At 54.5% G+C, this 22,583-nt stretch carries 20 protein-coding genes and 1 tRNA gene; 6 read left to right on the top strand and 15 right to left on the bottom strand.

Features of this window, described 5'->3' with window-relative positions:
- Window positions 1-211: 211 nt before the first annotated feature.
- From AC6I6X_RS12190 to AC6I6X_RS12170, 5 genes are all read right to left on the bottom strand, one after another.
- The gene (locus AC6I6X_RS12190; RefSeq protein WP_497930793.1) at window positions 212-856 is read right to left on the bottom strand and encodes a 30S ribosomal protein S3ae; all 645 of its coding nucleotides are present in this window, start codon (window positions 854-856) and stop codon (window positions 212-214) included.
- Window positions 849-1,127 carry a KEOPS complex subunit Pcc1 gene (locus tag AC6I6X_RS12185; RefSeq protein WP_497930792.1) on the bottom strand — a complete coding sequence of 93 codons (279 nt, stop codon included), beginning with the start codon at window positions 1,125-1,127 and terminating at the stop codon, window positions 849-851. Before AC6I6X_RS12185 ends, AC6I6X_RS12190 begins: the two co-directional genes overlap by 8 nt.
- On the bottom strand, window positions 1,124-2,320 hold the full coding sequence (locus tag AC6I6X_RS12180) for an exonuclease (protein WP_497930791.1): 1,197 nt from the start codon (window positions 2,318-2,320) through the stop codon (window positions 1,124-1,126). The genes AC6I6X_RS12185 and AC6I6X_RS12180 overlap by 4 nt, the downstream gene beginning before the upstream one ends.
- Window positions 2,321-2,326: 6 nt before the next feature.
- Window positions 2,327-2,794 (bottom strand): 30S ribosomal protein S15, encoded by a 468-nt coding sequence (locus AC6I6X_RS12175; RefSeq protein WP_497930790.1) that lies wholly within the window; start codon window positions 2,792-2,794, stop codon window positions 2,327-2,329.
- A gap of 302 nt (window positions 2,795-3,096) precedes the next feature.
- A complete protein-coding gene (locus tag AC6I6X_RS12170; RefSeq protein WP_497931287.1) occupies window positions 3,097-4,695 on the bottom strand; it encodes a long-chain-fatty-acid--CoA ligase in 1,599 nt (532 codons plus the stop codon).
- A 387-nt stretch (window positions 4,696-5,082) separates the two neighbouring features.
- On the opposite strand from AC6I6X_RS12170, the gene AC6I6X_RS12165 reads away from it, so the two are divergent.
- Window positions 5,083-5,154, top strand: a tRNA-Ala gene (locus AC6I6X_RS12165).
- 520 nt (window positions 5,155-5,674) lie between these two features.
- Here the strand turns inward: AC6I6X_RS12165 and AC6I6X_RS12160 are convergent.
- From AC6I6X_RS12160 to AC6I6X_RS12150, 3 genes are read right to left on the bottom strand one after another with little or no spacing between them, the layout of a single operon-like run.
- On the bottom strand, window positions 5,675-6,895 hold the full coding sequence (locus tag AC6I6X_RS12160; RefSeq protein ID WP_497930789.1) for a restriction endonuclease subunit S: 1,221 nt from the start codon (window positions 6,893-6,895) through the stop codon (window positions 5,675-5,677).
- Window positions 6,888-8,297 carry a type I restriction-modification system subunit M gene (locus AC6I6X_RS12155; RefSeq protein ID WP_497930788.1) on the bottom strand — a complete coding sequence of 470 codons (1,410 nt, stop codon included), beginning with the start codon at window positions 8,295-8,297 and terminating at the stop codon, window positions 6,888-6,890. The genes AC6I6X_RS12160 and AC6I6X_RS12155 overlap by 8 nt, the downstream gene beginning before the upstream one ends.
- Window positions 8,294-10,516 (bottom strand): type I restriction endonuclease subunit R, encoded by a 2,223-nt coding sequence (locus tag AC6I6X_RS12150; RefSeq protein WP_497930787.1) that lies wholly within the window; start codon window positions 10,514-10,516, stop codon window positions 8,294-8,296. The genes AC6I6X_RS12155 and AC6I6X_RS12150 overlap by 4 nt, the downstream gene beginning before the upstream one ends.
- A gap of 140 nt (window positions 10,517-10,656) precedes the next feature.
- Here AC6I6X_RS12150 and AC6I6X_RS12145 point away from each other — a divergent pair, with 140 nt between their 5' ends.
- Entirely contained in the window at window positions 10,657-11,214 is a 558-nt protein-coding gene (locus AC6I6X_RS12145) for a TATA-box-binding protein (RefSeq protein ID WP_497930786.1), read from the top strand.
- A 691-nt stretch (window positions 11,215-11,905) separates the two neighbouring features.
- Here AC6I6X_RS12145 and AC6I6X_RS12140 read toward each other — a convergent pair.
- The 3 genes from AC6I6X_RS12140 to AC6I6X_RS12130 all read right to left on the bottom strand — a co-directional run bounded on the left by AC6I6X_RS12140 (window position 11,906) and on the right by AC6I6X_RS12130 (window position 14,570).
- The gene (locus AC6I6X_RS12140; protein ID WP_497930785.1) at window positions 11,906-12,904 is read right to left on the bottom strand and encodes a phage NrS-1 polymerase family protein; all 999 of its coding nucleotides are present in this window, start codon (window positions 12,902-12,904) and stop codon (window positions 11,906-11,908) included.
- On the bottom strand, window positions 12,901-13,548 hold the full coding sequence (locus AC6I6X_RS12135; RefSeq protein WP_497930784.1) for a hypothetical protein: 648 nt from the start codon (window positions 13,546-13,548) through the stop codon (window positions 12,901-12,903). Before AC6I6X_RS12135 ends, AC6I6X_RS12140 begins: the two co-directional genes overlap by 4 nt.
- A gap of 572 nt (window positions 13,549-14,120) precedes the next feature.
- Window positions 14,121-14,570: a restriction endonuclease gene (locus tag AC6I6X_RS12130; protein WP_497930783.1), complete on the bottom strand. Its 450-nt coding sequence runs from the start codon at window positions 14,568-14,570 to the stop codon at window positions 14,121-14,123.
- Between the two features lie 324 nt (window positions 14,571-14,894).
- Here AC6I6X_RS12130 and AC6I6X_RS12125 point away from each other — a divergent pair, with 324 nt between their 5' ends.
- Both AC6I6X_RS12125 and AC6I6X_RS12120 read left to right on the top strand, forming a co-directional pair.
- Window positions 14,895-15,299: a hypothetical protein gene (locus AC6I6X_RS12125; RefSeq protein ID WP_497930782.1), complete on the top strand. Its 405-nt coding sequence runs from the start codon at window positions 14,895-14,897 to the stop codon at window positions 15,297-15,299.
- A gap of 148 nt (window positions 15,300-15,447) precedes the next feature.
- The gene (locus AC6I6X_RS12120; RefSeq protein ID WP_497930781.1) at window positions 15,448-15,837 is read left to right on the top strand and encodes a hypothetical protein; all 390 of its coding nucleotides are present in this window, start codon (window positions 15,448-15,450) and stop codon (window positions 15,835-15,837) included.
- A 321-nt stretch (window positions 15,838-16,158) separates the two neighbouring features.
- Here AC6I6X_RS12120 and AC6I6X_RS12115 read toward each other — a convergent pair whose 3' ends face one another.
- The 3 genes from AC6I6X_RS12115 to AC6I6X_RS12105 form a co-directional block, all read right to left on the bottom strand.
- On the bottom strand, window positions 16,159-17,169 hold the full coding sequence (locus AC6I6X_RS12115) for a restriction endonuclease (protein WP_497930779.1): 1,011 nt from the start codon (window positions 17,167-17,169) through the stop codon (window positions 16,159-16,161).
- A gap of 143 nt (window positions 17,170-17,312) precedes the next feature.
- Entirely contained in the window at window positions 17,313-18,380 is a 1,068-nt protein-coding gene (locus tag AC6I6X_RS12110) for a hypothetical protein (protein WP_497930778.1), read from the bottom strand.
- Between the two features lie 46 nt (window positions 18,381-18,426).
- Window positions 18,427-19,437 carry a tyrosine-type recombinase/integrase gene (locus AC6I6X_RS12105; RefSeq protein WP_497930777.1) on the bottom strand — a complete coding sequence of 337 codons (1,011 nt, stop codon included), beginning with the start codon at window positions 19,435-19,437 and terminating at the stop codon, window positions 18,427-18,429.
- A gap of 297 nt (window positions 19,438-19,734) precedes the next feature.
- On the opposite strand from AC6I6X_RS12105, the gene AC6I6X_RS12100 reads away from it, so the two are divergent.
- Window positions 19,735-20,202: a DUF2267 domain-containing protein gene (locus tag AC6I6X_RS12100; RefSeq protein WP_497930776.1), complete on the top strand. Its 468-nt coding sequence runs from the start codon at window positions 19,735-19,737 to the stop codon at window positions 20,200-20,202.
- A gap of 37 nt (window positions 20,203-20,239) precedes the next feature.
- Here AC6I6X_RS12100 and AC6I6X_RS12095 read toward each other — a convergent pair whose 3' ends face one another.
- The gene (locus tag AC6I6X_RS12095; RefSeq protein WP_497930775.1) at window positions 20,240-21,487 is read right to left on the bottom strand and encodes a glycosyltransferase; all 1,248 of its coding nucleotides are present in this window, start codon (window positions 21,485-21,487) and stop codon (window positions 20,240-20,242) included.
- Between the two features lie 119 nt (window positions 21,488-21,606).
- Here AC6I6X_RS12095 and AC6I6X_RS12090 point away from each other — a divergent pair, with 119 nt between their 5' ends.
- On the top strand, window positions 21,607-22,485 hold the full coding sequence (locus AC6I6X_RS12090) for a universal stress protein (protein WP_497930774.1): 879 nt from the start codon (window positions 21,607-21,609) through the stop codon (window positions 22,483-22,485).
- Window positions 22,486-22,583 lie beyond the last annotated feature (98 nt).

Raw genomic sequence — 22,583 nt, 5'->3', positions numbered from 1 at the left:
ACCGTGGGCGAATCTGTGAACTACCTCGGGTAGGGGTACACGAGGTCTGCGGTATTTTTTGGGCCCTGCGATCGAGTCACGACGCTGCCGATCGTCCAAGCCCGTCGCCGTCGAACGGCCACCTGACGCCGTCGGTGGGCAGGCCGGTGGCTATCCGGACGTGGTTGTTCAAAAAAGCTCGACGTCTCGCGTTCGCCGGTTCCCGCGCCGATCAGTCGTCGCCGGCGGCGACGTCCTCTTCGTCGACGTCGACCGCGGTCGCTTCCTCTTCGGCGACCTCTTCGGGGTAGGCCTCGAGCGTCGCCTTCTGGATCTCGACGCGTCGCAGCGGGTAGATCGTCTTGGCCTCGCCGTAGATGGCCGAGGAGAGTCGGCCCTCGACGACGCTGTCGACGAGTTCTTCGAAGTCGCGCTCGGCCGCGGCTTCTTCGACCATCTCGACCATCTGCTCGCGGATGGCCTTCTCCTGGCTCGCGTCGGCCTTTTTCGTCGTGAAGGCGACGGGCTGGATCTGGACGCGGTAGTCGTCCGTCGTGAGGACGGTGACGTAGGCCTCGATCTTCGAGGCACCGCGACGGACCAGCGATCGGAGGTAGTCACGGGTCAGGGAGTGCTCCACGAACTCCGTGTACGCCGAGTCGCTGCCGACGTCGGTGATCTTGAAGGTCAGCTTCGTGTTGTTCTCGCTGGCGTTGTTGGTGAGTTCGCCGAGCGTCGTTTCGATGGTTCGGTCGTAGACTTTCTCCGGTTCGTCAGCGGGGGTTTCGCCGAGTTCCTGGCGGTCGAACTGCTCGGGTGCCAGGACGGTGTACCACCGCTTCTCCTGTTTCGCGCGTGAAACTGATCGTTCACTCATTGTTGGTATCTGGATTCGTGTCGGACACAGGTCCCGTGTCCGTCGGTTCCGCGTGCTGTGCCACCTGCATCGCGACGTCGACGTTGACCACGTAGTCGTCGACGGTCGAGTGGAGGCCGCTCGTCGTCTCGCGATCGATCCGCGTGACGACCGCGCCGTCGCCGTCGACGGTCGTCTCCATCTCGTCGGTGTTGTCCGGGTCGATCGCCCGTGCGATCCGCTCCGGTTCGTCGTGTTCCGTCCGGACGATCGCGGTCGCGCGCCGACTCATTGGAACGCCCTCACTGTCTCGACGATCGTCGACTCGTCCACCGCGGGGTCGTACCGCAGGAAGCCGCGCCGCCTGACGGCGTCGTACTCGACGGTGCGATCGGTCTCGCCCGCGAGTTCGCGGGCGACGGCCTCGACGGTCGGGCCGAGGGACTCGTCGTGCGCGGCGAGTGCCGCCTCGCCGTCGCCGACCGCGAGGACGACCGGTTCCGGCGAGCGATAGCCCGCGACGACGCGAGCGATCGCTTCGACGGGACCGTTCTCGACGCTGACGACGAACAGGCCATCGTACCGGCCGGTCGAGGCGTCCGCGAGCGCGGCGTGGGTCCGACGGCCGTAGTCGCACCAGGCCGATCGCGCCGCCCCGGCCGCGTCGTGCCCCATCGCGAGCGCCGCACCGGTCCCGGGTTCGGTCCGTGCCGTCGCCGCGAGCACGTCGGCGTAGCCGCCGACCGTCGCGAACGGCCCGTCCGGGGTCGCGTACGGACGCAACGCGCGCTGAATCGTCTCCGCGGCGGTCGCGGTCGCGTCGTCCGCGCCCACGACGTCGAGCGCCACGGCCGAGCCGATCGCCCGGTGGCCGTCCGCGTCGAGCGCGTCCGGGTCGTCGACCGCCGCGGGTGCGACGGCCGCGAGCGCCTCGCGAGTCGCCGCCGGGTCGCCCGACCACGGCGCGCGAACGCGCGTGGAATGTGCGATCCCGTCGATCGGATCCCGGGTCGGGACGACGAGTCCGGGGCGTCTGTCGACGAGGTCCCGATCGCGGGCGGCCTCGAGGAGCCACTCGCTCTCGCCGGCCCCGGGATCGTTCCCGGCGGCCGCGAGTCCCGCGAGCGCGAGGATCGGATCCGGCGTCGCACCGAGGTCCCGAACGATCTCGCAGGCGTCGAGCGTAGCGGGGCGGTCCGTCGCCCCGATCTGGGGTCGATCCGCGTCCGCGGTGCCGACGACGAGGGTGACGTCACCGTTCCGATCGGCCTCGGCGTCGCTCGCCTCGGCGCGATCGGTCCGCTCCGCGACGGTCCGGCCGATCGTCACCTGGAACGGCGTGGCGCGATCGGCGAGCGCGCGGGAGACGAGCCCGCTCGCCGCGAGCGCGTCGCCGTCGGCCCGCGCGACGAAGCGGACGAAGCCGGCGCTCTCGATCGCGCGTGCGGCGGACGGCGGCTCGGCGGTTCGACCGTCGGTGGACATTCCGTGTTAGTCCTCGATGAGTTCCTTCGCCGTCTCGAAGGTGTACGTGAAGTCGGGCTCGAGTTCGTCGCCGCGGTAGTAGTCGACCAGTCGGCGCACCTTCGACTCGGTGTTCTGCAGGGCGCGCTTGTTCTGGTGGTCCTGCGGGTTGGCCTGGACGTGCTCGCGCAGGCGCACGGCACGTTCCATCAGGTTCCACAGGTCCTCGGGGATGTCGGCTTTCGCGTCGTTCTCCTCGAGGATCTCCGTGATCTTCTTGCCGGTCGCCAGCTTGACGTCCGGCACGGGCGTGCCCGTGACGCCTTCGTCACGCAGTTTGATCCCGATCTGGCTGGGATCGTGGCCCTGTTCCGCCAGTTCGACGACCCGCGCTTCGATGTCGTCTGGGTCGACGTCGCTCCACTCCGGGGGTTCGTCTGCCGCCGGCTTGTCCGAACCGGACGAGCCTCGGCGGCGGGTGTGCATTCGTGCCATTGGTGAGGATAGGAACCGCACTGACCGCCTCCGTACGCGACAGCCGAGTCACTCGGCTGTCGATGCACTTCCGCAATCCCAAGCTACCCCGAATAGCGGGTAGCAGAGTCAGATTTGCGGCCGTGCGCTTCCCGCTGGAGCTTTCCGGTCGAACGGACTAAAGGGTTTCTAGACCGGCCCCGCGCCGATCGGACGCTGTGCCGGTTCCGCGTCGGTCGGACTCTACGCCGGCCCCGCACCGATCGGACGCGATCGACGTCCACCGACCGGGGCTGGTCGTCCCGTCGGATCGGCTGTGCCGGTTACTGCTGGCCGACCCGCGTCTCCTCTTCTTCCCAGTACTCCTCGCGCAGTTCGTACTTCTGGACCTTCCCGGTGGCCGTTTCGGGCAGGTCGTCGACGAAGTCGACGCTCGTCGGTTTCTTGTAGCCGGCCAGTTGTTCGCCAACGAAGTCGACGATCTCGTCTTCCGTCGGGTTGGCGTCCCCTCTCGGGACGACCAGCGCCTTGGGCGTCTCGCCCCACTCCTCGCTCGGGACGGGAATGACGGCGGCCTTCAGGACGGCCGGGTGGTCGTAGAGAACGTCCTCGACCTCGATGCTCGAGATGTTCTCCCCGCCGGAGATGATGATGTCCTTCTTCCGGTCCTGGATCGCGACCATCCCGTCCGCGTCGATCGTCGCGAGATCGCCGGTGTGGAAGTAGCCCTCGACGCGCTCGTTGAACGCCTCCTCGGTGATCGCCGGTTTGTTCAGGTAGCGGTCCATCACCTGATTGCCCTGGACGACGATCTCGCCGATCGTCTCCCCGTCGCGCGGGACGTCGTTCCCGTCCTCGTCGACGACCCTGACGTCGGTACACAGCGTCTCGGCGCCCTGCTTGACCTTGAGGTCGCGGCCCCGCTGGGCGAGTCGCCGGGGCGAGTTGCTCGTCGTGATGATCGGCGCGGTCTCGGTGAGACCGTAGATGTGGATGATCCGCCAGCCGAACTCGTCCTCGACGGTCTCGATGGTGGCCGTCGCGGGCGCGCTCCCCGCGGTCGCGATCCGGACGTCGCGATCGCCGATCGTCTCGACGTCGTCGTGATCCTCGTAGTACGCGATGAGGTTGTTGAGCACCGTGGGTGCGCCACACATGAACGACACGTCGTAGTCGCGGACGCGCCGGAAGACCCCCTCCGCGTCGAACGTGCGCTGGCAGACGTGGGTCCCGCCGGTCCCCGTGATGGCGTAGGTGTGCCCCCAGCCGTTGCAGTGGAACATCGGCAACGTCCAGAGGTACGTGTCGTCGTCCCTGATCTCCATGTGCTGGTTGAGCACCAGCGCGTGCCAGTGTTCGGTGCGGTGGGTTCGGACTACGCCCTTCGGATCGCCCGTCGTCCCGGAGGTGTAGTTGATGCTGGCGTCGTCGTCCTCACCGATCGCCGGCCGATCGGGTTCCGCCGTCGATCGGCCGTCGATGAATTCCTCGTAGTCGATCCAGTTGCCCTCGATCTCGTCCGCCCGATACCCAACGAACGTCTCCGCCGGAATCTCGTCCCGGATCGGTTCCACCTTCTCGGCGTAGTCGTAGTCCGCGATCAGCATCCCCGCCTCGCAGTCGTTCAGGATGTACTCGTACTCGCCCGTAGCCAGCCGGTAGTTCAGCGGCACGAACACCGCCCCGAGTTTGTTCGTCGCGTACAGCGTCTCGATGAAGTAGTGCGTGTTCGGCGCGAGCAACGCGACCCGATCGCCCTGCTCCACCCCGCTCTCTGCCAGCGCGTGGGCCAGCCGGTTGACCCGATCGTTCACCTCCGCGTAGGTGTACTCGGTCCCATCGTGCGCGACGACCCCCGTGACGTCGTCGTACAGGTCCACCGCCCGATCGAGGAAGTCCGTCGTGAGCATCTCCCGTTTCATGGTTGCCACACGGTCACAGCCGACGACAATCTCGGCCTAATTTTTTGCCGTTCATGTAGTATTTCTGTTATTACGAGGGCGCGACCCGTCCCGAACCGAACTCGCTGGCGTCCGCGCTCCCATCTCACCTCAGCGTCCCGGGCCGCGCACAATCCCGCCTCATTCGTGCGACTCCGGCCTGTGTCGATCGGTTCTGCCGGGTGCTGCTCCGTCGATCGAAACCGGTACGTTCGACGGTCCGCCCGACGGCCTGTGTGCCGATGACGGACTGCGTGCGCGATCGTTCACTGGGGCACGTGATCGAGACCCACGACAGTCGGTCCCGCCGCAGTCGCCGGATATCGAGGGGTTTATACTCGAGTGTGTGAAAGCTGTGAGTGCGAACGAGGGCTCGTAGATCAGAGGTAGATCACTCCCTTGGCATGGGAGAGGCCCCGGGTTCAAATCCCGGCGAGTCCACTACTATATCACTCCTTCCGCGAGGAGCAGACAGCGTCCGGTTTGGGGCCTGTTTTGCACATATCTCGTCCCGTGTCGGAGTGACCGTCACTCCCACTCAGCCAAATTATTCACTCTCACTCTTTGCAGACGGACAGGAAGGACTACTCGTTCTACCCTCTTAGACCTTGTGTCTGTCGAATATGAGCAGTTTGTTGGGAAGCAGGCACCGAATCCAAGGGGTGTGATTCTTTTTTATCTGTTGAAGTTCCTTACCGTTGAGCACAGCTGATGTTGTTCAGAGAATTTTCTGCAGATATATATGGTTATTGTAAATGACATATATTTTATATATTGGCGGTCGCTACTTACGTATGAATAACACGGGGGGTCTTTGAGTGCCAAGACTAAACTATCTTCCGAATAGTACTTTGAATCTATCACCGATAGGCCATAGAACGAAATAAGAACCAAGTTACGCTTTTCTATCTATGCTTTTCAAGAGAAAGTCCACAGGTTAGTATTCCTGTAGTGAGGTTTGTTAATTCCTTATGTTTTTGATTTCTTCGACGACACTACTTCCTTCGCTTAGTTCACCGCTGAATGCTTTAATCCGGACCGACCTTGGAAGCTGGTCAGTTATCAGGGTTGTCCGACTCAAAGCAGATTTTATGCTGCTGACGTTGTCTTCTATATTGTTTAGACAGTTTGCTATATCTTCTTGTTCTTCTATCGGGGGGACGGGAAGAGGCAGTTCCATCACATCTGAAAATGAGACTCTCTGTCTACTCTTCGTTGTAGCACTGACCTGGTTTACTAACAAGATGGTGACTCTTTTAGAGCCGAGATAATGGTACAAGTAGTCTCTATCAATTATGTCCTCATCGAGCTTTAACGCAACAAATTCTGTAGATGCGATTTTTGGCCGTTCAGATTCACTTACCTTCCACACCCTTTCTTTTCTTGGATTTAGCCGCGAAATCATCAATTCGCCTCCTTCTAACTTTCTTTTCCTACTTCCTATCTCACTACCATTTGTTAGTAATGGTTCACCACTCTCGTCATATGCTGGGAAGCTGTAATACTCAAATGTTGTCTCAGGCGATTCAGAAGGGTCAACCGTACTACGCAGTCGGTCTGCTACATCAGCTAAAGTCTTCCATTCCCAATCGTTAGAGCTATCTACAATTAGTGTATCAACTGCAGAGTACATCAAATTTGAAGCTATTTCTTGAGACCTCTCTGACGATTCTTCAATATGATTAATATTGCTAAATAATTTGTCTATCAATTCGACTATTCGTTTTTGCTCATTAATTGAGGGTAGTGGAATCTCTGTCTCCTCTAAATCACCTTTTGATAGATGTGGAATGGTTGTCCTCTCCACATTCTGCTTAATTTGCACCAATGGTATCTCCATGAAATATTTGAGATACTTGTTAAGAAGCTTCTCAGAATCAGACTGGATTTTACATACCCTCTGATTGAGCAATGATGTGTCGCCATCCCATTCGTAGATATGGAAGTGGCGGTCCATTGAAATTAAGTAATCACCTGGTTCTACTATGTATCGGTCTTCATATTCACCAATGTAATTCAGTTCAGTAGTTCCAGTTCCCAGGTCACCGATTCGAATAATCGGCATACCTTCGTCCTTTTCCTCTGTGAACTGGTCAGAGTCAAATGCATAACCGTATTGGGTGGCACAAGACTCCTTAACGGTGGTAATTGACCAGTCTTCTGGGATTTTTAAGTTAGTCATCACTGGAGTTTTCCTCTAATTCAGACATCATTTCCTCTGTTTCTTCTGATATCTGTTCCTGTAGAGATAATAATTCAGTAAGAAGTTCCTCTGGTTCAGGAAGGTTTTCGTCACCATTGTCGAAGTTCCGATAATCCTTATAGTTCAGACTATAATCATTATCTCGAATATCATCAATATTTACTTTGAAATATCGTTCCGACTCTTCCGTTGTTTTGTATTTTTCCAAGAAGTCACTGAAGTGTTCAAGTGTTAATGGGTTGCTTTTCTTTATGTTTTCAATATCCGTCCTAAGGTCATAGTAATTAACTTCCTTAGTGGATGAGTCATTTTCAAAGAATAGAACGTTCGTTGTGACAGTAGTGTACGGATGAAACGCGCCAATCGGTAGTATCAGGATGGTGTGGAGATTATAATTCTCTAGAAGGAACTCGCGAACCCTTTCTGCTGCTGCTTGCTGGAACAAGACGCCATCAGGGACAACGATTCCACACTCACCTCCCTCTTTGAGGAGGGACATAGTGTGTTGAAGGAAGTTTAACTCGGGACTTTTTGTTTCCACCATGAAATCATCGCGTGTCCTTTTTCTTTTCTGGTTTCCACCATACGGAGGGTTGGTGATTATTACATCATACCGCTTATTAGTGTGGGGGCCTGGCGAAAGTGAATCCCCCACTTCATAATTCTCAGGCTGAAGGTCATGGAGGGCAAGATTCATAAGCCCTAGTCGGCGAGTTTCTGGAACAAGTTCCATTCCAGAAAGATTCTCTGTCATTAGTGCTCTTCGTTCCTCTCGTGTCAGGTCGAGTCCTTCATTTGTCTTCTCCAGAATGTGCTCAAATGCATGGATTAGAAAACCCCCAGTACCTGCCGCTGGGTCGTGAATCTGGTCGTCATGTTCTGGGTCTATCGCTTTGACTATGGCTTTGATTGCAGGGCGTGGAGTGAAATACTGTCCAGCACCCTTTGCTTCCTTAGCGTATCTCTGGAGTAGCGCCTCGTATGCTGTGCCCTTAACGTCGACTTCGACGCCGGACCATTCTATCTCATCTATTTCTCGAATAGCTTCGCGAAGATTAACCGGTGTACGAAATTGACTGTTAACTCGGGCGAAGATTTCACCAAGGATTCCATCTTGGTCGCTTAGCGTAGGGAGGACAACCCGATTATAATGCTCAAGCAACTCCTCTCCACTTTTTTGTTTCAGTGTTTCCCAGCGAGCTTCTTCTGGAATTTCAATAGGTTCGTTACCAAACTGTTGGCGTTCATCCATCATTTTGAGGAACAATAGCACTGTGACCTGTTCGACGTAGGTCCCGATGTGCATCCCGTCCTCACGGAGAATACCACAAATATCCCAAATCTTCTGTTCGACATCGAGTTTCCCGTTATTTCGACTCATGCTAATATCACGTCTTCGTTAAGCTCTTGCAACACGTCTTTCAGTTGGTCTTCTCCTCCAAATGCCTCCGCGGCAGAGTTCCAACCACCATGCCGGGAGAACGGCACGTAGTTGAAATCCTCCTTCTTGATGACCTTCTCCTGCACAAAGTGGCGTTTGAGGAGATTCAGCCACTCGCGTTCTTGTTCGGTGAAATCCTTGTCCTGCATCCACGCGCTAAACGCCCGTTCGACCCGGTCCTCCGTCGTGGGGAACTCGTCTTCACCGAGGGCGTGTTTAATGAAGCCGATGATATCGGTCATCTCCTGCCCGTAGGCCTTCTGAAGCTTCTCTTCGTTGAACTTCTCTGGTTCATCCTGAAGCTTCCGATTGAGTTCTCGGAGGTGCTTACGCTTGAGGGCTTCCGGGGACTCCATTATTATCTTTATTGCTTCAATCTCGGACTGGTTCTGTTTCACGTACCGCTCGAAGTGAGTCACGTAGTCGTCAGGCCGTAGCTCCTTACCGTCCTCCGTCTCGAACATATACCCCGAGAACTCGAGGTGGTCCTGAACGTCGTCGGCAACGATAATTTCGTCGTCCCCGTTGTCCTCTCGCTTCTTCTTCCCGGACTTCTCTTCGTCGACGGTCCCATCCGGTCGATACGTGTTGAACGGCGGCGTTTCGCTAAAGTAGTCGACGATACCGATACAGTCGTAGATGGTGAACTTTTCTTTGCCAATCTCATCACAGGTGCGAGTCCCCCGGCCAATCATCTGGTTGTAGAGGACAGCGGAACGAGTTGGCCGGATGAAGATGATGTTTTCGATAGGTTTGACGTCAACCCCGGTGCTGACCATATCGACCGTCACCGCGATTTTCGGGTACTTCTGGTTCCTAAATCGCTTAATCCAGCCGTCGGGGTCGTCGGTCGTGTAGGTGATTTTTTTGACGTAGCGGTCGTCCTTATCCGAGTAGACCTCCCTGAATATCTTCTCCAACTCGGTAGCGTGACGGTCGTTCTTAGCGAAAACTAGCGTCTTCTCGTCCTCACCCGACTGCTTTCGGAACTCTTCTGCAATAAGGCGATTCGTAGAGGGGACGGTGATTTTGTTTTCGAGGTCTTCGGGATTGTACTCCTCATCCTCGTAGTAGAGGCCGTCCATGGTGATACCCGTCTGAATCCGGTACGTCTCGTAGGGGACGACGTGGCCGTCATCAACGGCCTGCCAGTAGCCGTATTGGTAGACCCAGTTCTCGTTGAAGTAGCTGAGCGTGTGAGTCGCCGGGGTCGCCGTCAGACCGAGTTGGAGGGCGTCGAAGTGGTTCAGAACGACGCGCCAGTCGCCGTAGATAGAACGGTGGGACTCGTCGGAGATGATGAAGTCGAATGCATCCTGCGGGATGTCGAGTTCGTCGTGATTTTCGAGCAGACTGTACATGCCCTGGAGGGTGGCGACGACGATATCCGCGTTTTCGGGATAGACTCCGTCCTCGACCTGCTCAATGATGTAGATGTCGCTCAGCTTCATCGCCGGACCGACGTCGTAGTTCTTGAATGCGCTCTCGGCCTGATTCCCGAGGCTGTTCCGGTCGACAAGGAAGAGAACGCTGTTGACGTAGCCGGATTTCAGGAGGCGGTAAGTCTGAGCGCAGGCCATTCGAGTTTTCCCGGTTCCCGTCGCCATCTGAACGAGCATCCGGCGCTTGTTCTGCTTGATGGCCTCCTCGATGTTTTGAATGGCCTCGAATTGGTTTTCCCAGAGGTCTGGGTCGGAATCCCGAATGGGCGTGTCCTCTAACCATTCCTTTGCAGCCTTGTAATCGGTTTTGAGGAACTGTTCAAGTCCTTCTGGTCGGTGGAAGCTGCGAAGTTTCCGTTCAAGGGGTGCCTCTTCTCGGAGGTCTTGAAACCACACCTCACCAGAGTTCGCGGTGAACACAAAGGGGACGCTGTACCGCCCAGCATAGTTTTCCCCCGTGCCAATGTCCTGTGCGTATCGTTTGGCCTGGGTGAGGGCAGCATAAGCATCTTTCTGAGCTTCTTTCGCTTCGACGACGGCGATGGGCTTCCCTGAGATGAGGAGGGCATAATCGACGGGACCAGAAGATGTTGGATACTCCCGTTCGTAGCCCGTATCACCTCCGTGTTCTTCGAGGTCTTTCCATCCAGCTTCCCGTAACTGGGTATCAATGACCTCTCGAGCTTGGTCTTCAGGGTCAGTTCCTTTGTCAGCCATTGTTCGCTACAAGACAGTGAAGGTATAAGTGTTCTTTTGAAAATATTATTCAGTAGCATAGTCGCGCTCACGAATAGTAGATACTTAGACGAGACGTGAGAGTATTTGAAACGAGATTTGACTGTGGATTGGAGGACAAGATGGTACAAATTGTAAATGTTGTCGCATCGGGTTCTCTATCCGTAGAACTCGAATTGGTGCGTCTTGCTGGTGACATTGGTGAGCCTGTAGCCAGCTATGACCCAGAGAAGTATCCAGGAATGTACCTCCGATTTGAGGAAGATGCACCATTGATTACGGTATATAGAACGGGGAAGTTCATTATTACTGGCGCAGACTCAGAAGAGGAGTCATATTCACTTCGTAGACGATTTCTGAATCTCCTGTCCGAGATGGATGTTATTGAGGAATCTGACGATGACTGGTTTACCATTCAAAACTACGTATGTACAGGAGAGTTGGGGCAGAATCTCAATCTCAATGCTCTTGCCATCGGACTTGGCCTTGAGAGAACAGAGTACGAACCAGAGCAGTTTCCGGGTCTCATTTATCGTCCAGAAAACGCAGAAGGCGTCGTATTGCTTTTCGCTACTGGTCGTGTTGTTATTACAGGTTGTAGAAGCGTCGACGCTGCTGAAGAGATTCATTCGGAATTGATTGATTCACTATCTAACTTTGAGGATTCAGGACATAACTGATGAGCTTGTATGTTGGAAACAACCCCATGGAACATTTTCGTTTCCCATAAAATCAAGTGGCGGAGTCGAGTTGATGAGCAACCTCTACCATTTTCTTGCGGTGTTAAGAACAACAGGGAAGAATACAGAAACAGAGGCGGAATACGAGATGCGTATTGTTGAATGGCAGAAATCCTAAAACTTGGTTGGTGGTTCACCCGATTGTCATACAATCTATGTGAAGGAGGTGAAAAATGAACAAATCAATATATAGACTTCCTTGGACTCCGAGTAACCAATGCACTAGCTGCAACACAGAAGTAGAGGTTCACGAAGACCGTTTTCAGTACACATTATTTGACTCTACTAAGTCAACAGGGTCACTTGCTTCAGGGAACTTATGCCCCCAATGCTATTCTGCTGTACAAAATTTCGTCCAAGGTGATAACTGATTTTCGTACAATTTTCATCTGGTTCAGAGTTTGACAATTATTTCGCAAGGACAACTACCAATTTTCAGTGGCTCCATTCACTACCCGATTGTCATAGCACTATATGAAGAACTTTCCTGAGGAAGACCAAGCTTAGACAAGAACTGTCTTCCTTTGTTGAGGACCGCGAGATAACACGGGTGGGGGGTGAAGACAACACACCCCCCCACTGTGTTATTATGCTGTACTTCGGATAGGAAACACCAGTAGAAGAACCTACTTTACTGTACGTACCTCCCTGAAAAGGTTTTGCTGTTTGATTTACAAACCATATCAATGGTTCGTTCGCCGTAGGCATCTCCGTTAGAGTAGTGAATCTCATCCCATTTTGGACGTACTCGGTCGGAAGCACGGAAACACGCATCCATCAACCGCTGGTCACCTCTGCACCAGTAGTAGAGTTGTTTAACGAAGGCCATATCTGCTTCTGAGGAGGATTTGTATCCTTCGTCACTCCCGTCCCACAGTCTTAGTACAGTTTCGTCTACATTGTGTTTCTCACTTTTGGCGTAGGCTCGGATGGTCCTACAAACCTGCTCAGGAGTTACATCTGTTTTTCCTCCGGAGAACTGCGGTTCATTCTCTCGCTCTTGTTCGCTCGTAAATGAGAACTTCTGCTTCTTGGGTAAGTAGTCGGTCTGTACCTGTTGAACGGCCTCACAGCGCTTCTCAACGGACGTGTAACCGTTATACACGTCGCCTGTAAGAACGAAATATCGGTTCTGGTCATATACTTCTAGGTGACCTGACATTGGCAAATCGTGTCGGTGTTTGAGGTCGTCCACCCGCTTGCCTTCTGCTATGATGTGCAGACCAGTCCCTGAACTTGATACCTCAGTATAGGAATCGAGCTGCCGCACAATACCACGGGATTCGTCGGTGAATTTGCCGTTGCGGATTACATCATCCAAATCGAAGCCAACAAAGGGGCCTTCCATAGTGAAACGAAATGCAAGCGCAGCATCGGCAGTTTGCTCGAGACGGTTGTGTGCTTCTTCGAAGGAGAGCAAATTTCCGTCGTTCCACCCTTCAGTCGGGTACTTCGGAGACTTGTGGCATTTACTGTTCCACGGCGTGTCATGGGTGACAAGCCACTGGTCGTACTGTTTTAGTTGAGTCGGGTATTCATCACCCCCACCTGTGCTATTATTGCTGTAGCTCTTAATCGAGAAGTTGGATTTTCCGATTCCAGACTTAGATGAAAGATTGAAGTCACTCATACAACTTCCCCTCCATATTTTCTCCAAATGTAATCAATTAGCTTATCTGCGGTCCCATCGGCATCTTCAGCTTCCAGAATCTGCTCTGCGACCTCAGCAAGGTATGACTCCTTAGCTTCAGTGGGCGTCTCGAATGTATAGAGACAAGCAAATCCTATTGCTGCTCCAAACGCCCCGGCGTAATACCGTGAGAATCCACTTACATTCATGCTCATCACTTGCCTAAGGACCTGCGCTCGTACAGACTCGGTGACTTCAGCTATCGAGAGCGTGATACAAGTCCACTTATACTTGTCCACATCTTCTATTCGGACTCGATGACCGAGGTCCCAGTCCTCAAAGGTATGTCCACGACCGTGTTGTAGCTTCCACAACTGGTCGAATAGTCGTCTATTATAAGCTTGGTTTGCATAAAATGTCGTTCGGGTATTTGACAAGTCAAGTGTTACGGGTCGATGATACTCGTTATGATTCTCACTTTCCCAGGACTTCCCTGCTTTGTCCGGGTCGTTTAGTACAATTTCTTGCCCCCCATCAGTCATCACTTTATCATTACTGTACTCGAGGAACCGACGTTTTCCTTCCACATCCGTTTCATCCGCAGAGTGATTCCTCCAATCAGTGAAGATTACAGGCTCAGTCATTCATAAACCCCCATACAAAGATGGAATCCCAACCCATTCCCGATGGGGAAGCAGATGCTCCAGATGTTCTTTCGCACTATGTCGAACGGTTCATATTGTTCTTCTTTCATTTCTTTGTTCTCCGTAGCGCGGCAATGCTAGCAATACCTCTCGACTGGAGCACTGTTACTGGAGAAGCTCTGTGCTATCATATCGATATGATACGAGTAGCTAACGTACATTCCATACGAAAGTTTTATATACTATCGGTACGAAATATAACTAACCGCTGTGACTTCAGCGGCTGCGGACTTCCATCAGAGGCTCCGTTTTCCCACTTCTGTAAATAGACCCGAGATTTAGACGTCAGGCCAGCAGGTCAAACGAGACGTATTCCCTATTGCCGTAATCGCTACATACAAGTAATTAAACTTGAGAGTATTTAAATCTGTCGGTGGAAGAGATGTGATAGCATGTTACCCAATTGTGTTATTCTGGCGTCCTACTGTCCTTAGAGACATTTATTATCTACTGAGCAACCTGTGGCCCCATTCACTCATGGCCTTCCAAGGCACATTGGCTGTCTCACCCATTCAGCAATATTCATCCACAATACCGATACAATCATATTTTATCAATAGTCCCGCCACATCATGTTTATCTAATGCGACAATTTGTCTGTCATTTGCTTCTTTCTGTCCGAGATGGGTGAACGTTGAGCTTGTCACATAGGATATTTTATCATAATTTTGGTACTCAGGGAATCGATGTAAATTACGTGTGATTGTTTTCTCAGCTTCCTCTATTTCTGATGGTCCAATAGTTTCGCTGGAAATCCGACGCACTTGAACAAGAAGTTTATACTGGTATCCCAATATTTCCCGTAATGCAACAACATCAACTCCACCATCACCCGATTGAGGAGTTGTCCAAGCCCTCCATGGCCCTTCTGCAAGGAGTTCTCTGAAAAAATCCTCAAAGGGGGTAGGCTCAATGGCGTTGAGGTTGCTTCCTATTATCTGCTTTACTTCTTCTGAGGTCATGATAGATAGTACGCACTCACATTCCATGTAAAAACTCCAATTTCTCGGGATAAGAGTGTGTGATGAAGACCAAAGACCCTCCCGAAGCGGGGGAAACCATACAATTGAAAACCCTCCCGATAGAGAGAATAATCACTCGGACTCGTATGCAGTCAACGATGATTCCAATTCAAATCCAGGAGGCGGCATATTCCTGCGATTCGTTACGTATTGACCGTACAGCGGGGATTTCAACAGTATTGCCCCCGCGATTCACAGGGAAGGGAGAACTGTAGCTGTTGGTCAGGAAGATTTTAGCGAGTGGTGTACTAACACTGACCAACGATGAACTCCCATGCCCTCGAGCAAGTTCTTCGACGGAAGTCGATACCGCGTGGGCAAATTACCCTGCTAAAAGAACTCTACGAGCGCGACGAGGACGAGTGGGTGTCGAGTAGTGAACTTATCAACAAGATTCGATGGGGAGACGAAGAGCGATTCCCCGGTGTTCTAGGCGCGTTCGGGAATCGAATCAATGCGACCGCTGAAATCACGGGAGAGCCGGGGTCGAAGGGGTTTTTCGAGCGCCAGCAGATTGACGGTAAAACTCATTATCGACTGCGGCCAGAAGCGCGAGAAGCGATTGAACAGGTAACTGTCCTCCTCAAGACATTCGACCAAAACTCCATGTCGGAGTTACTCGAGTCGGATACGGAAATTAAGGTCGAACAACTCGCTATTGACGCGTAGGCGGTCTATTTGTTCGATTGAAGAAAATACGACTAGAGTTTTGGTGGCATCCTTTATTCTGCTCGTTATCGGGCCTCCGAGCACCCACGACTTTACTTTCATTTTGGTTGCCAAACACTTATTTTCTATTGACCAGTCAGATATGATCATGATAGCAGAAACTCTTCAGTACATCTCTACCCACCTGCCCGGTATCATGACCGGGCTGACTATGGCTGTGGTGGGAATCACCGTCTACGAAGCGCGGGACGGCTTCTTCCTGTTCAATGGTCAGTTTCGAGGGAAGTACAGTGCATTGCTGATATTCGTGGGAACGCTCTTCGGTGCGTCTCTCATTACACCGAAAGTAAACGAGTGGTGGGCACAGTTGCTTCCTCACGTTCCGCCCGGCCAACTTCTCGGTGCGATACTCGTCCTCGGTATGTTCGGAGTCAACAAGGCGGCAGAGTGGAACTTCTTTGACGTTAAGTCACTTCCCGTCTACGGACTCGGTGTCGTCCTAATAGCGAATCCTGAACTCCTACACGCCGTGGCGTAGGCGTGACTCCGACCAAAGCCCTGGCTACGTCAATTCGTCCAATCGACCATAGGTTACGTCGTCGGCGTCCTTATCGGTCATCCTGTACCGGGCAAGGTACTTCCGGACGATCGTCGTGCAATCAAACTCGTCACAGGCCACTATCTCATCTACTGAATGTCCCTGTTTGACGTACAGACGGCATAGAGTATCCTCGTGACGCTACGGTAGTCTGATTCCTCTGTGTTTACTGGTCTACAAAATGGCTCATACCACCCGAACTTCTCTCCAGTCCTGAACCATAGTTCTGAGAACATCCTTCGGCGTTTCCGTGATGCTGGTCTACTTCTCCAACGGTGGGTCTTGCGAAGGGATATAGACCCGCTTCAGTGGAACCGTAGCCTGATACTCAGATTCGAGGTCATCGTAATGCTGAATGAGTAGGTCAATGAACTCGTCCCGGTCAATGAGTGTGACTCGCTGTTCAGCGTTTCGCGCAGCATCTTCAGCTCCACTCGTGTATCCACCAGTTGAGACAAACAGCCCCCGTTCGTTATTTCCTAAAGTTCCCGTGAACGCTCGCATGTCTGGAGAACCAACCTTTGCCTGCTGGCGTTTGACTTGCACCTTGATATAGGGTGACTCGAAGCCCAACGAATCAGGGTGAGCAACCACATCAATACCTCTGTCTTGGCTGTCTCGCGTTTTCTTAGCGTGGTAACCCATTGCTCGCAGAACTGCTGCAACGAGTTCTTCGAAAACGTATGGGTCCATGTTCGCTAAAATGTCCGAAATAAGCTCATCCGCTTGATTCTCGACCTCATCAACGAATGGTACAGCGTCCTCATCATCTTCAGTCTCCTCGGGTGGTTCCCCTGAGAGAACACTTGATATTTCGTCGAGGCAATCATCCAGCGAGAATACCGTCAAGGTACTTCCAAGGGTATTCTTTGTGGACGTAGTAAACTCGTCTCGAGATACGGTATCTATCCAATTAACACGTCTGACATGAGGATACTCCGGTGGGTGGTCACCTGGTTGCCACTCATACCCACTCGTGACTTTTCCAATGAGATATTCCCGTTCCGTCTTGTCGTAGGTCAGAACCAGATGGTCCTCTTCTATCTCAAGTGCAAATCTGTTAACCTGTCCTGCGTTCTGAGCAATACGCCGATTGTTGTGCTCGGAATATTCCTCTATAGAGTTGAAATGGTCTTTCATTTCATCGTACGAGCGAACACTAGAGACATCACCCAACTCCTTCCATCCGATTGCAACGAGAGAACGGGATTCAAATTCTTCAACCAATTCGTTATCGTTCCCGGCGCGAACCATGAACGCTCGTTCTGTCATATTGACTAAGCCATTTAAACCCTCAGAGTATCAAGGTTTTCACATAGGACGCCTCTGTATTGGTGAAGACTGCCGCGTGTGTTTACTGCTTCTACAATTGAGGTCGGCTATTCGAGCTTCTCTGCAGTCGAAGTTACATCGATTTATCCGAAAGCCTGCATATACACCTCTACGCGTCTACGCACTATGTTGCTTGAATCATTGATGCCTGCATAACTATTTGCGGAGAATGATTGGTACATTGAGAGAAAACGACGCCATCCGATGGAATAGATAATTCCCACTTCTGCAATTGCTAATCCGGTGAATGAGAGTAGTCTCAAAGCCTCGTCAATAGCTTGCTTATAACTGTCTCCATATAATCGGCTGAAAACACCACCATGTTGATAATTTGACCAGTGGCGGAGTAACAAAAGCCCATCATAGAAGGTATTTAAAGCTGAATCTCCTTGCCAATCAATCTCACGTAATTTAGAATAGCAACTCGATAATACATTAATTGCTTTATCCTGTAGGATTCCCTCTTGGCGGTCAAATTCACTATCAGGAATTGGATAAGGGACAGTCCAGTCAAACCAATTCTCCTCATGCTCACCCGTTGTTGCTTCTGGAAAGAACATAAAAGGAAATGCATAAAGTGAGCTACCAAGTTCAGACATCAGCTCTTGTCGGTGTTTAATCCAAACACCACTGTGCGAATCACCTGCGTCGCTTCTGATTCTTTCAAATTCGGACCGCATCAAAGCACTTGTGGCCTTGAAAACAGAGTAATAACACTGAACAATACGCCATTCCGCTGTTCTCATTCTATCAGATATATCTCCGTCGATAGGGTCGTTCAGTGCGAACTCATCCCTCCAAGCATTCGACAGATTCCGAGCTACCTGACTATGTCGGTCAGGGGTAACGTTATCTGAGAAGAATTGCGATAGCTGGTCATGATTCTCCTTGGCATTTGCAACAATATGGTATAAAACATGGTCCTGAATTGCGGATAAAGAGCTTCCCCATCCAGAACGATTCCTCACTCGGGATAGGTCTAATCCCCATCTCTCCCTATTCGCAGCATTCTCGTCAGTTACTCGAATGCCTCCTTCAGCATAGTCATGCCTGTCCCACTCATATGCAGATTCATATCCCTTGCTCACTGTTTTGAAGAAATTCCCAACGGGTATCGCTAACTCCATAAAATCGCTTCCGCTGTAGGGCATAAAACAGGATTCGAGGGAGAGTGTATATATTTTGGTGAATTAGAACTTATAATCCACCAAGGTATTTTTCTCGGTTTTGACGCTTCTGCTCCTTGTCTCGAGCGTCATAGTGGTGGTCAAGCACTTTTTCGGAGACGTTCATCCGTTCAGAGACGATGGCTTTCGGTACGTCCGAGTCGAGGTGGTGTGTTATTGCACTTCGTCGAATCGGATGACTGCTCACCGAATCAGGACATTTGGAGTAACCCCGATACGAGGTACCCTCACACTCATCAATTTCTCGCTCATGAGGGCAGTCTCCAGCGAAGTAGCAAGGCCGAGTAACCTTGTAACAGATTTTGGAGATTGTTTTGTAGTGGAGCCGCCCTTGCTTTGAGGCCAGGAGTGGCTCCCTACCGTTATCGTCTGTAACGTCTGGTCGCTGTTGACTCACCCAATCATTGAGAGCTTCGACGAGCCGCGAATCCGAGACCGTGACATTCCGGTCACCTTCTGATTTGAGCTTCAGTGCAGTCCCTTGCTCTGGTCGATGGCGGACGGCAAGGTACTGCTCGTCAGAGTGCCAGTCATCTACGTCGAGTGAGTAGAGCGACGAACGACGCATACCTGTGTGATAGAGCGTGTGGAAGACGATGTGTGCAGTTGAAGCCCATTCGTACCGGCAGAGGTAGTCGATAATCTGCATCGCTCTCTCGTGTGAGATATGAACGTCACGAGCCTTTTCCGAGTCGGATACCTGTGGGACGATAATGTTCTCTGCAACGCCTTCATCGACTGCTCCGACACTCTCGCACCAGCGGATGAACACACGAAGCGTCTGGATATGGTACTGGAGAGTAACCAGATTCAGGTCAAAGTTCTCCATCCGCCAGTTCTTGAACTGCTCACAGTGCATCCCGTTGAGGTCGGAGAGGTCGTCTGTGTTGGCCTCCTCGTCGAACCATTGAATGAAGTAATTCAGCCGATAGCGATGATTCTGAACAGTGCTGGCGGTCGCATCGTGACGTGATTGCAGGTACTGTTCGAGCGCGTCTTCTGGTGTGAGGTCTGCGGACATACTTGCGTGCTCCTATCCGCCTCAGAGGAGGAGAGTGAACCTTGCATGAGAGGTGCTCGAGAGGCCCCGCGGTTGCCTCGCTGGAACCGAACGCCGTGAGGTTCCACGAGGTCATGTGCAGGCCGCGAGCGGACGCGAGACGGCCTGTGACGGCAAATCCCGGCGAGTCCACTCGAAGTTTTCCGCCGTGGTCAGGGTTCGACACCGCCTGGAAGGGATCCCAAATCGATCGGATTCGCCGCGAACGAGATGGCGGGGAAGTTTATGACGCTGAGCGGTGTGGAATCCTCGAGTACCATGAATTTCGACGAGTTCACCGGTCAGATTCAGCATCGCCTCGAACTACCCGGGACGGGCGAAACCGTCCGGGCGATCCGCGCGACGCTCATGACCCTCGGGGAACGCATCCCGGAGGGGGCGGCCGAGGATCTCGCGGCCTCGCTTCCGATGGAGATTCGCTGGTACATGACGGGCGCGGTCCACGAACACGGCCAGCGATTCGACTGGTCGGAGTTCGTCTCGCGGGTAAGCGACATCGAGGGGATCGATCCGCCGGAGGCGGCCTACCACGCGCGAGTCATCGTCGACCTCGTCCAGACGCAGGTTCCGGCGTCGGATTTCCAGCAGTTGCGGAATCAGCTCCCCGAGGCCCGCGAGGACGAGAACTGGGGCAAACTGTTCGAGGTGGTCGACGCCGGCGGCTGGGGCGACGCCGAGGAGGCCCAGACCGGCGGTGGCCCGCAACCCGAGGACTCGTCGGAGTGACTCGCCGATCGAGTCAGTCAGACTGCCCGTCCTGCCCTCAGTCGGTGCGGCGGAGAGAATCTAGCAGTTCGAGCCAGTCCGCGAGTTGCCGCGGGAGGAGGAAGCGCTTCCGGACGTACTCGCGTCCGTGATCGCCCAGTTCCGACCGAAGGGGAGCGTCGGTGAGCAGTTGCGTCAGTCGCTCCGAGACGGATCCGATCGCGTCCGGATCGACCAGGTAGCCGTTATCCCCGTCGACGATCTGGAGGGGGATCCCGCCGACGCTCGAACCGATCACGGGCGTTCGCTTCCAGAGCGCCTCGGAGACCACCAGCCCGAACCCCTCCCGGAGGGACTTCTGGACGACGACGTCCGCGCGACGTTGCAGGACGTTCACCGTCGTCGCGGGCAGGTCCGTCAGGACGTGAACGGCCGGATCGTCGGCCGCGATCGCTGCGACGCGATCGTAGATCCGTTCGGCCTCCGGATCGTCGGCAGCCATTCCCCCGACCAGGACCAGCTGCGCGTCCGGAACGGCCGCCTTCGACCGTCGGAACGCGGCTATCGTGCCGGGCTGGTCTTTCCACGGATCGAAGCGGGACACCTGGGCCACGATCGGCGCGTCGAACGAGAGGCCGGCCTCCGAAAGTTCCTCGCGCGCGACATCTACTGTCGATCGATCGAGCGACCGGTTCTTTTCGGCGACCGGATCGATCGCCGGGTGAATGACGGAGGTTTCGGGCTCGGGAATCGCCGCCCCGTACGCCGCTCGACTGACGACCACGTGGTCGACCTGCCGAACGTACGGCGAGACGAACGCCAGTGGCGACTGCGCCGGGGACGTGAGATCCAGGTGGCACCGCCAGACGAACCGGGTATCCGGGTATCGGGCCGCGAGATCGGCGACCAGGCCGAGCGGCTGTGGGTCGTGGATCGCGACGACGTCGTACGCCTCGTCGATCGCCGCGGCGTTTCGCGCCGTGACCGATCGGTAGGTCGCTTTCATCCCGTCGGTGAGCGTCACCGACTCTCCCTGTAACCCGTTGTGGATCGTCTTCGTCGCGTCGAAGAACGTCTCGTCGGCGTCCATCACGAGCCAGTCGGCGGGGACACCCACGTCCTCGAACAGGGGCACCAGCGATCGGAGCAGTTCCGCGACGCCACCGCCTGTGGCCGTCGAGCTGACGTGGAGGACGCGCGTCTCCGCGAGTCGCTCCCCTAGGGTTCGAATCCGGCGGACGCGATCGGTGTCCATCGCCGACGCGTACGCGGCAAGCGATCGGTTCGCGGTGGGTGGTGAGCGCATCGGGACCAGTAGTCGGACCGTTCGTTCCCTGGCGAGGTAAACCACCCGCGTGCCCGAGGGCGTTCGTTACGACGCTGACGTCCACCAGACGTAAGCGGGTCGGAATCGAACCCCATCGCATGGCTACGCGTATTCTCGTGCCGACCGACGGGAGCGACGCCGCGACGGCGGCGCTCGAGCACGCGCTGGACGTCGCCGCCGATCGAGACGCGATCGTTCACGTGCTCCACGTGACCGACACGAACCGGCCGAGCCTCGCCCGACTCGAGACCGACGTGGTCGACGTCCTCGAGCCGGAGGGAGAAGAGATCGTCTCGGCGGCCGCCGACCGAGGCGACGAACGCGGCGTGACCGTTAGCACGCACGTCGTCCAGGGTGAACCACGGGAAGCGATCGTCGACGCGATAACGGAGACGGAGTTCGACCTCGTTGTCATGGGGGCCCACGGACGACGTGGACTGGGAGAGTACGTCCTCGGCAGCGTCACGGACTACGTCGTCAACAGGAGTCCGGTTCCGGTCCTGACGGTTCGAGCGGCCGAGGACGCGAGCCACCCGTATCCCTACGAGGACGTCGTCGTGCCGACCGACGGGAGCGTTCACGCGAGGGCGGCGGTGGACCTAGGCGCGACGGTCGCCGCGCGACACGATGCGACGCTCCACCTGCTGTCAGTCGTGGACGAACTCCCGGAACTGCCCGACGATCAAATGAACGCGCTCTCGGAGCAGATCACGGAGAACCTGCAGGAGATTCTCGACGAGGACGTCGACACCGCCAGGAATGCGGAAGTCGGGGACGTTACGACCGCCATCGCGTCCGGATCGGTGCCCCGCGAGGTCACGTCCTACGTCGACGAGCAGGGGATCGACCTCGTGGTCATGGGAACGCACGGCCGGACCGGCATCGACCGTCACCTGCTCGGGAGTTTCACGGAACGTGTAATTCGCACGTCACCGGTCCCGGTTCTCACGACGAGACGACCCGAGGAGATGGACTGAGCACCCTCGTTCGAGCCGCTCGGGACGCGATCCGTGTTCGGCATCCGAATCCGTTATTTCGGATCGACTAGGAAAGACACTACTTGTTCGATTCGGAA

The sequence above is a fragment of the Halosolutus sp. YCN4 genome, assembly GCF_059736495.1.
Note: the sequence above shows the minus strand (reverse complement) of the source record. Positions and strands in the feature narration are given on the sequence as shown.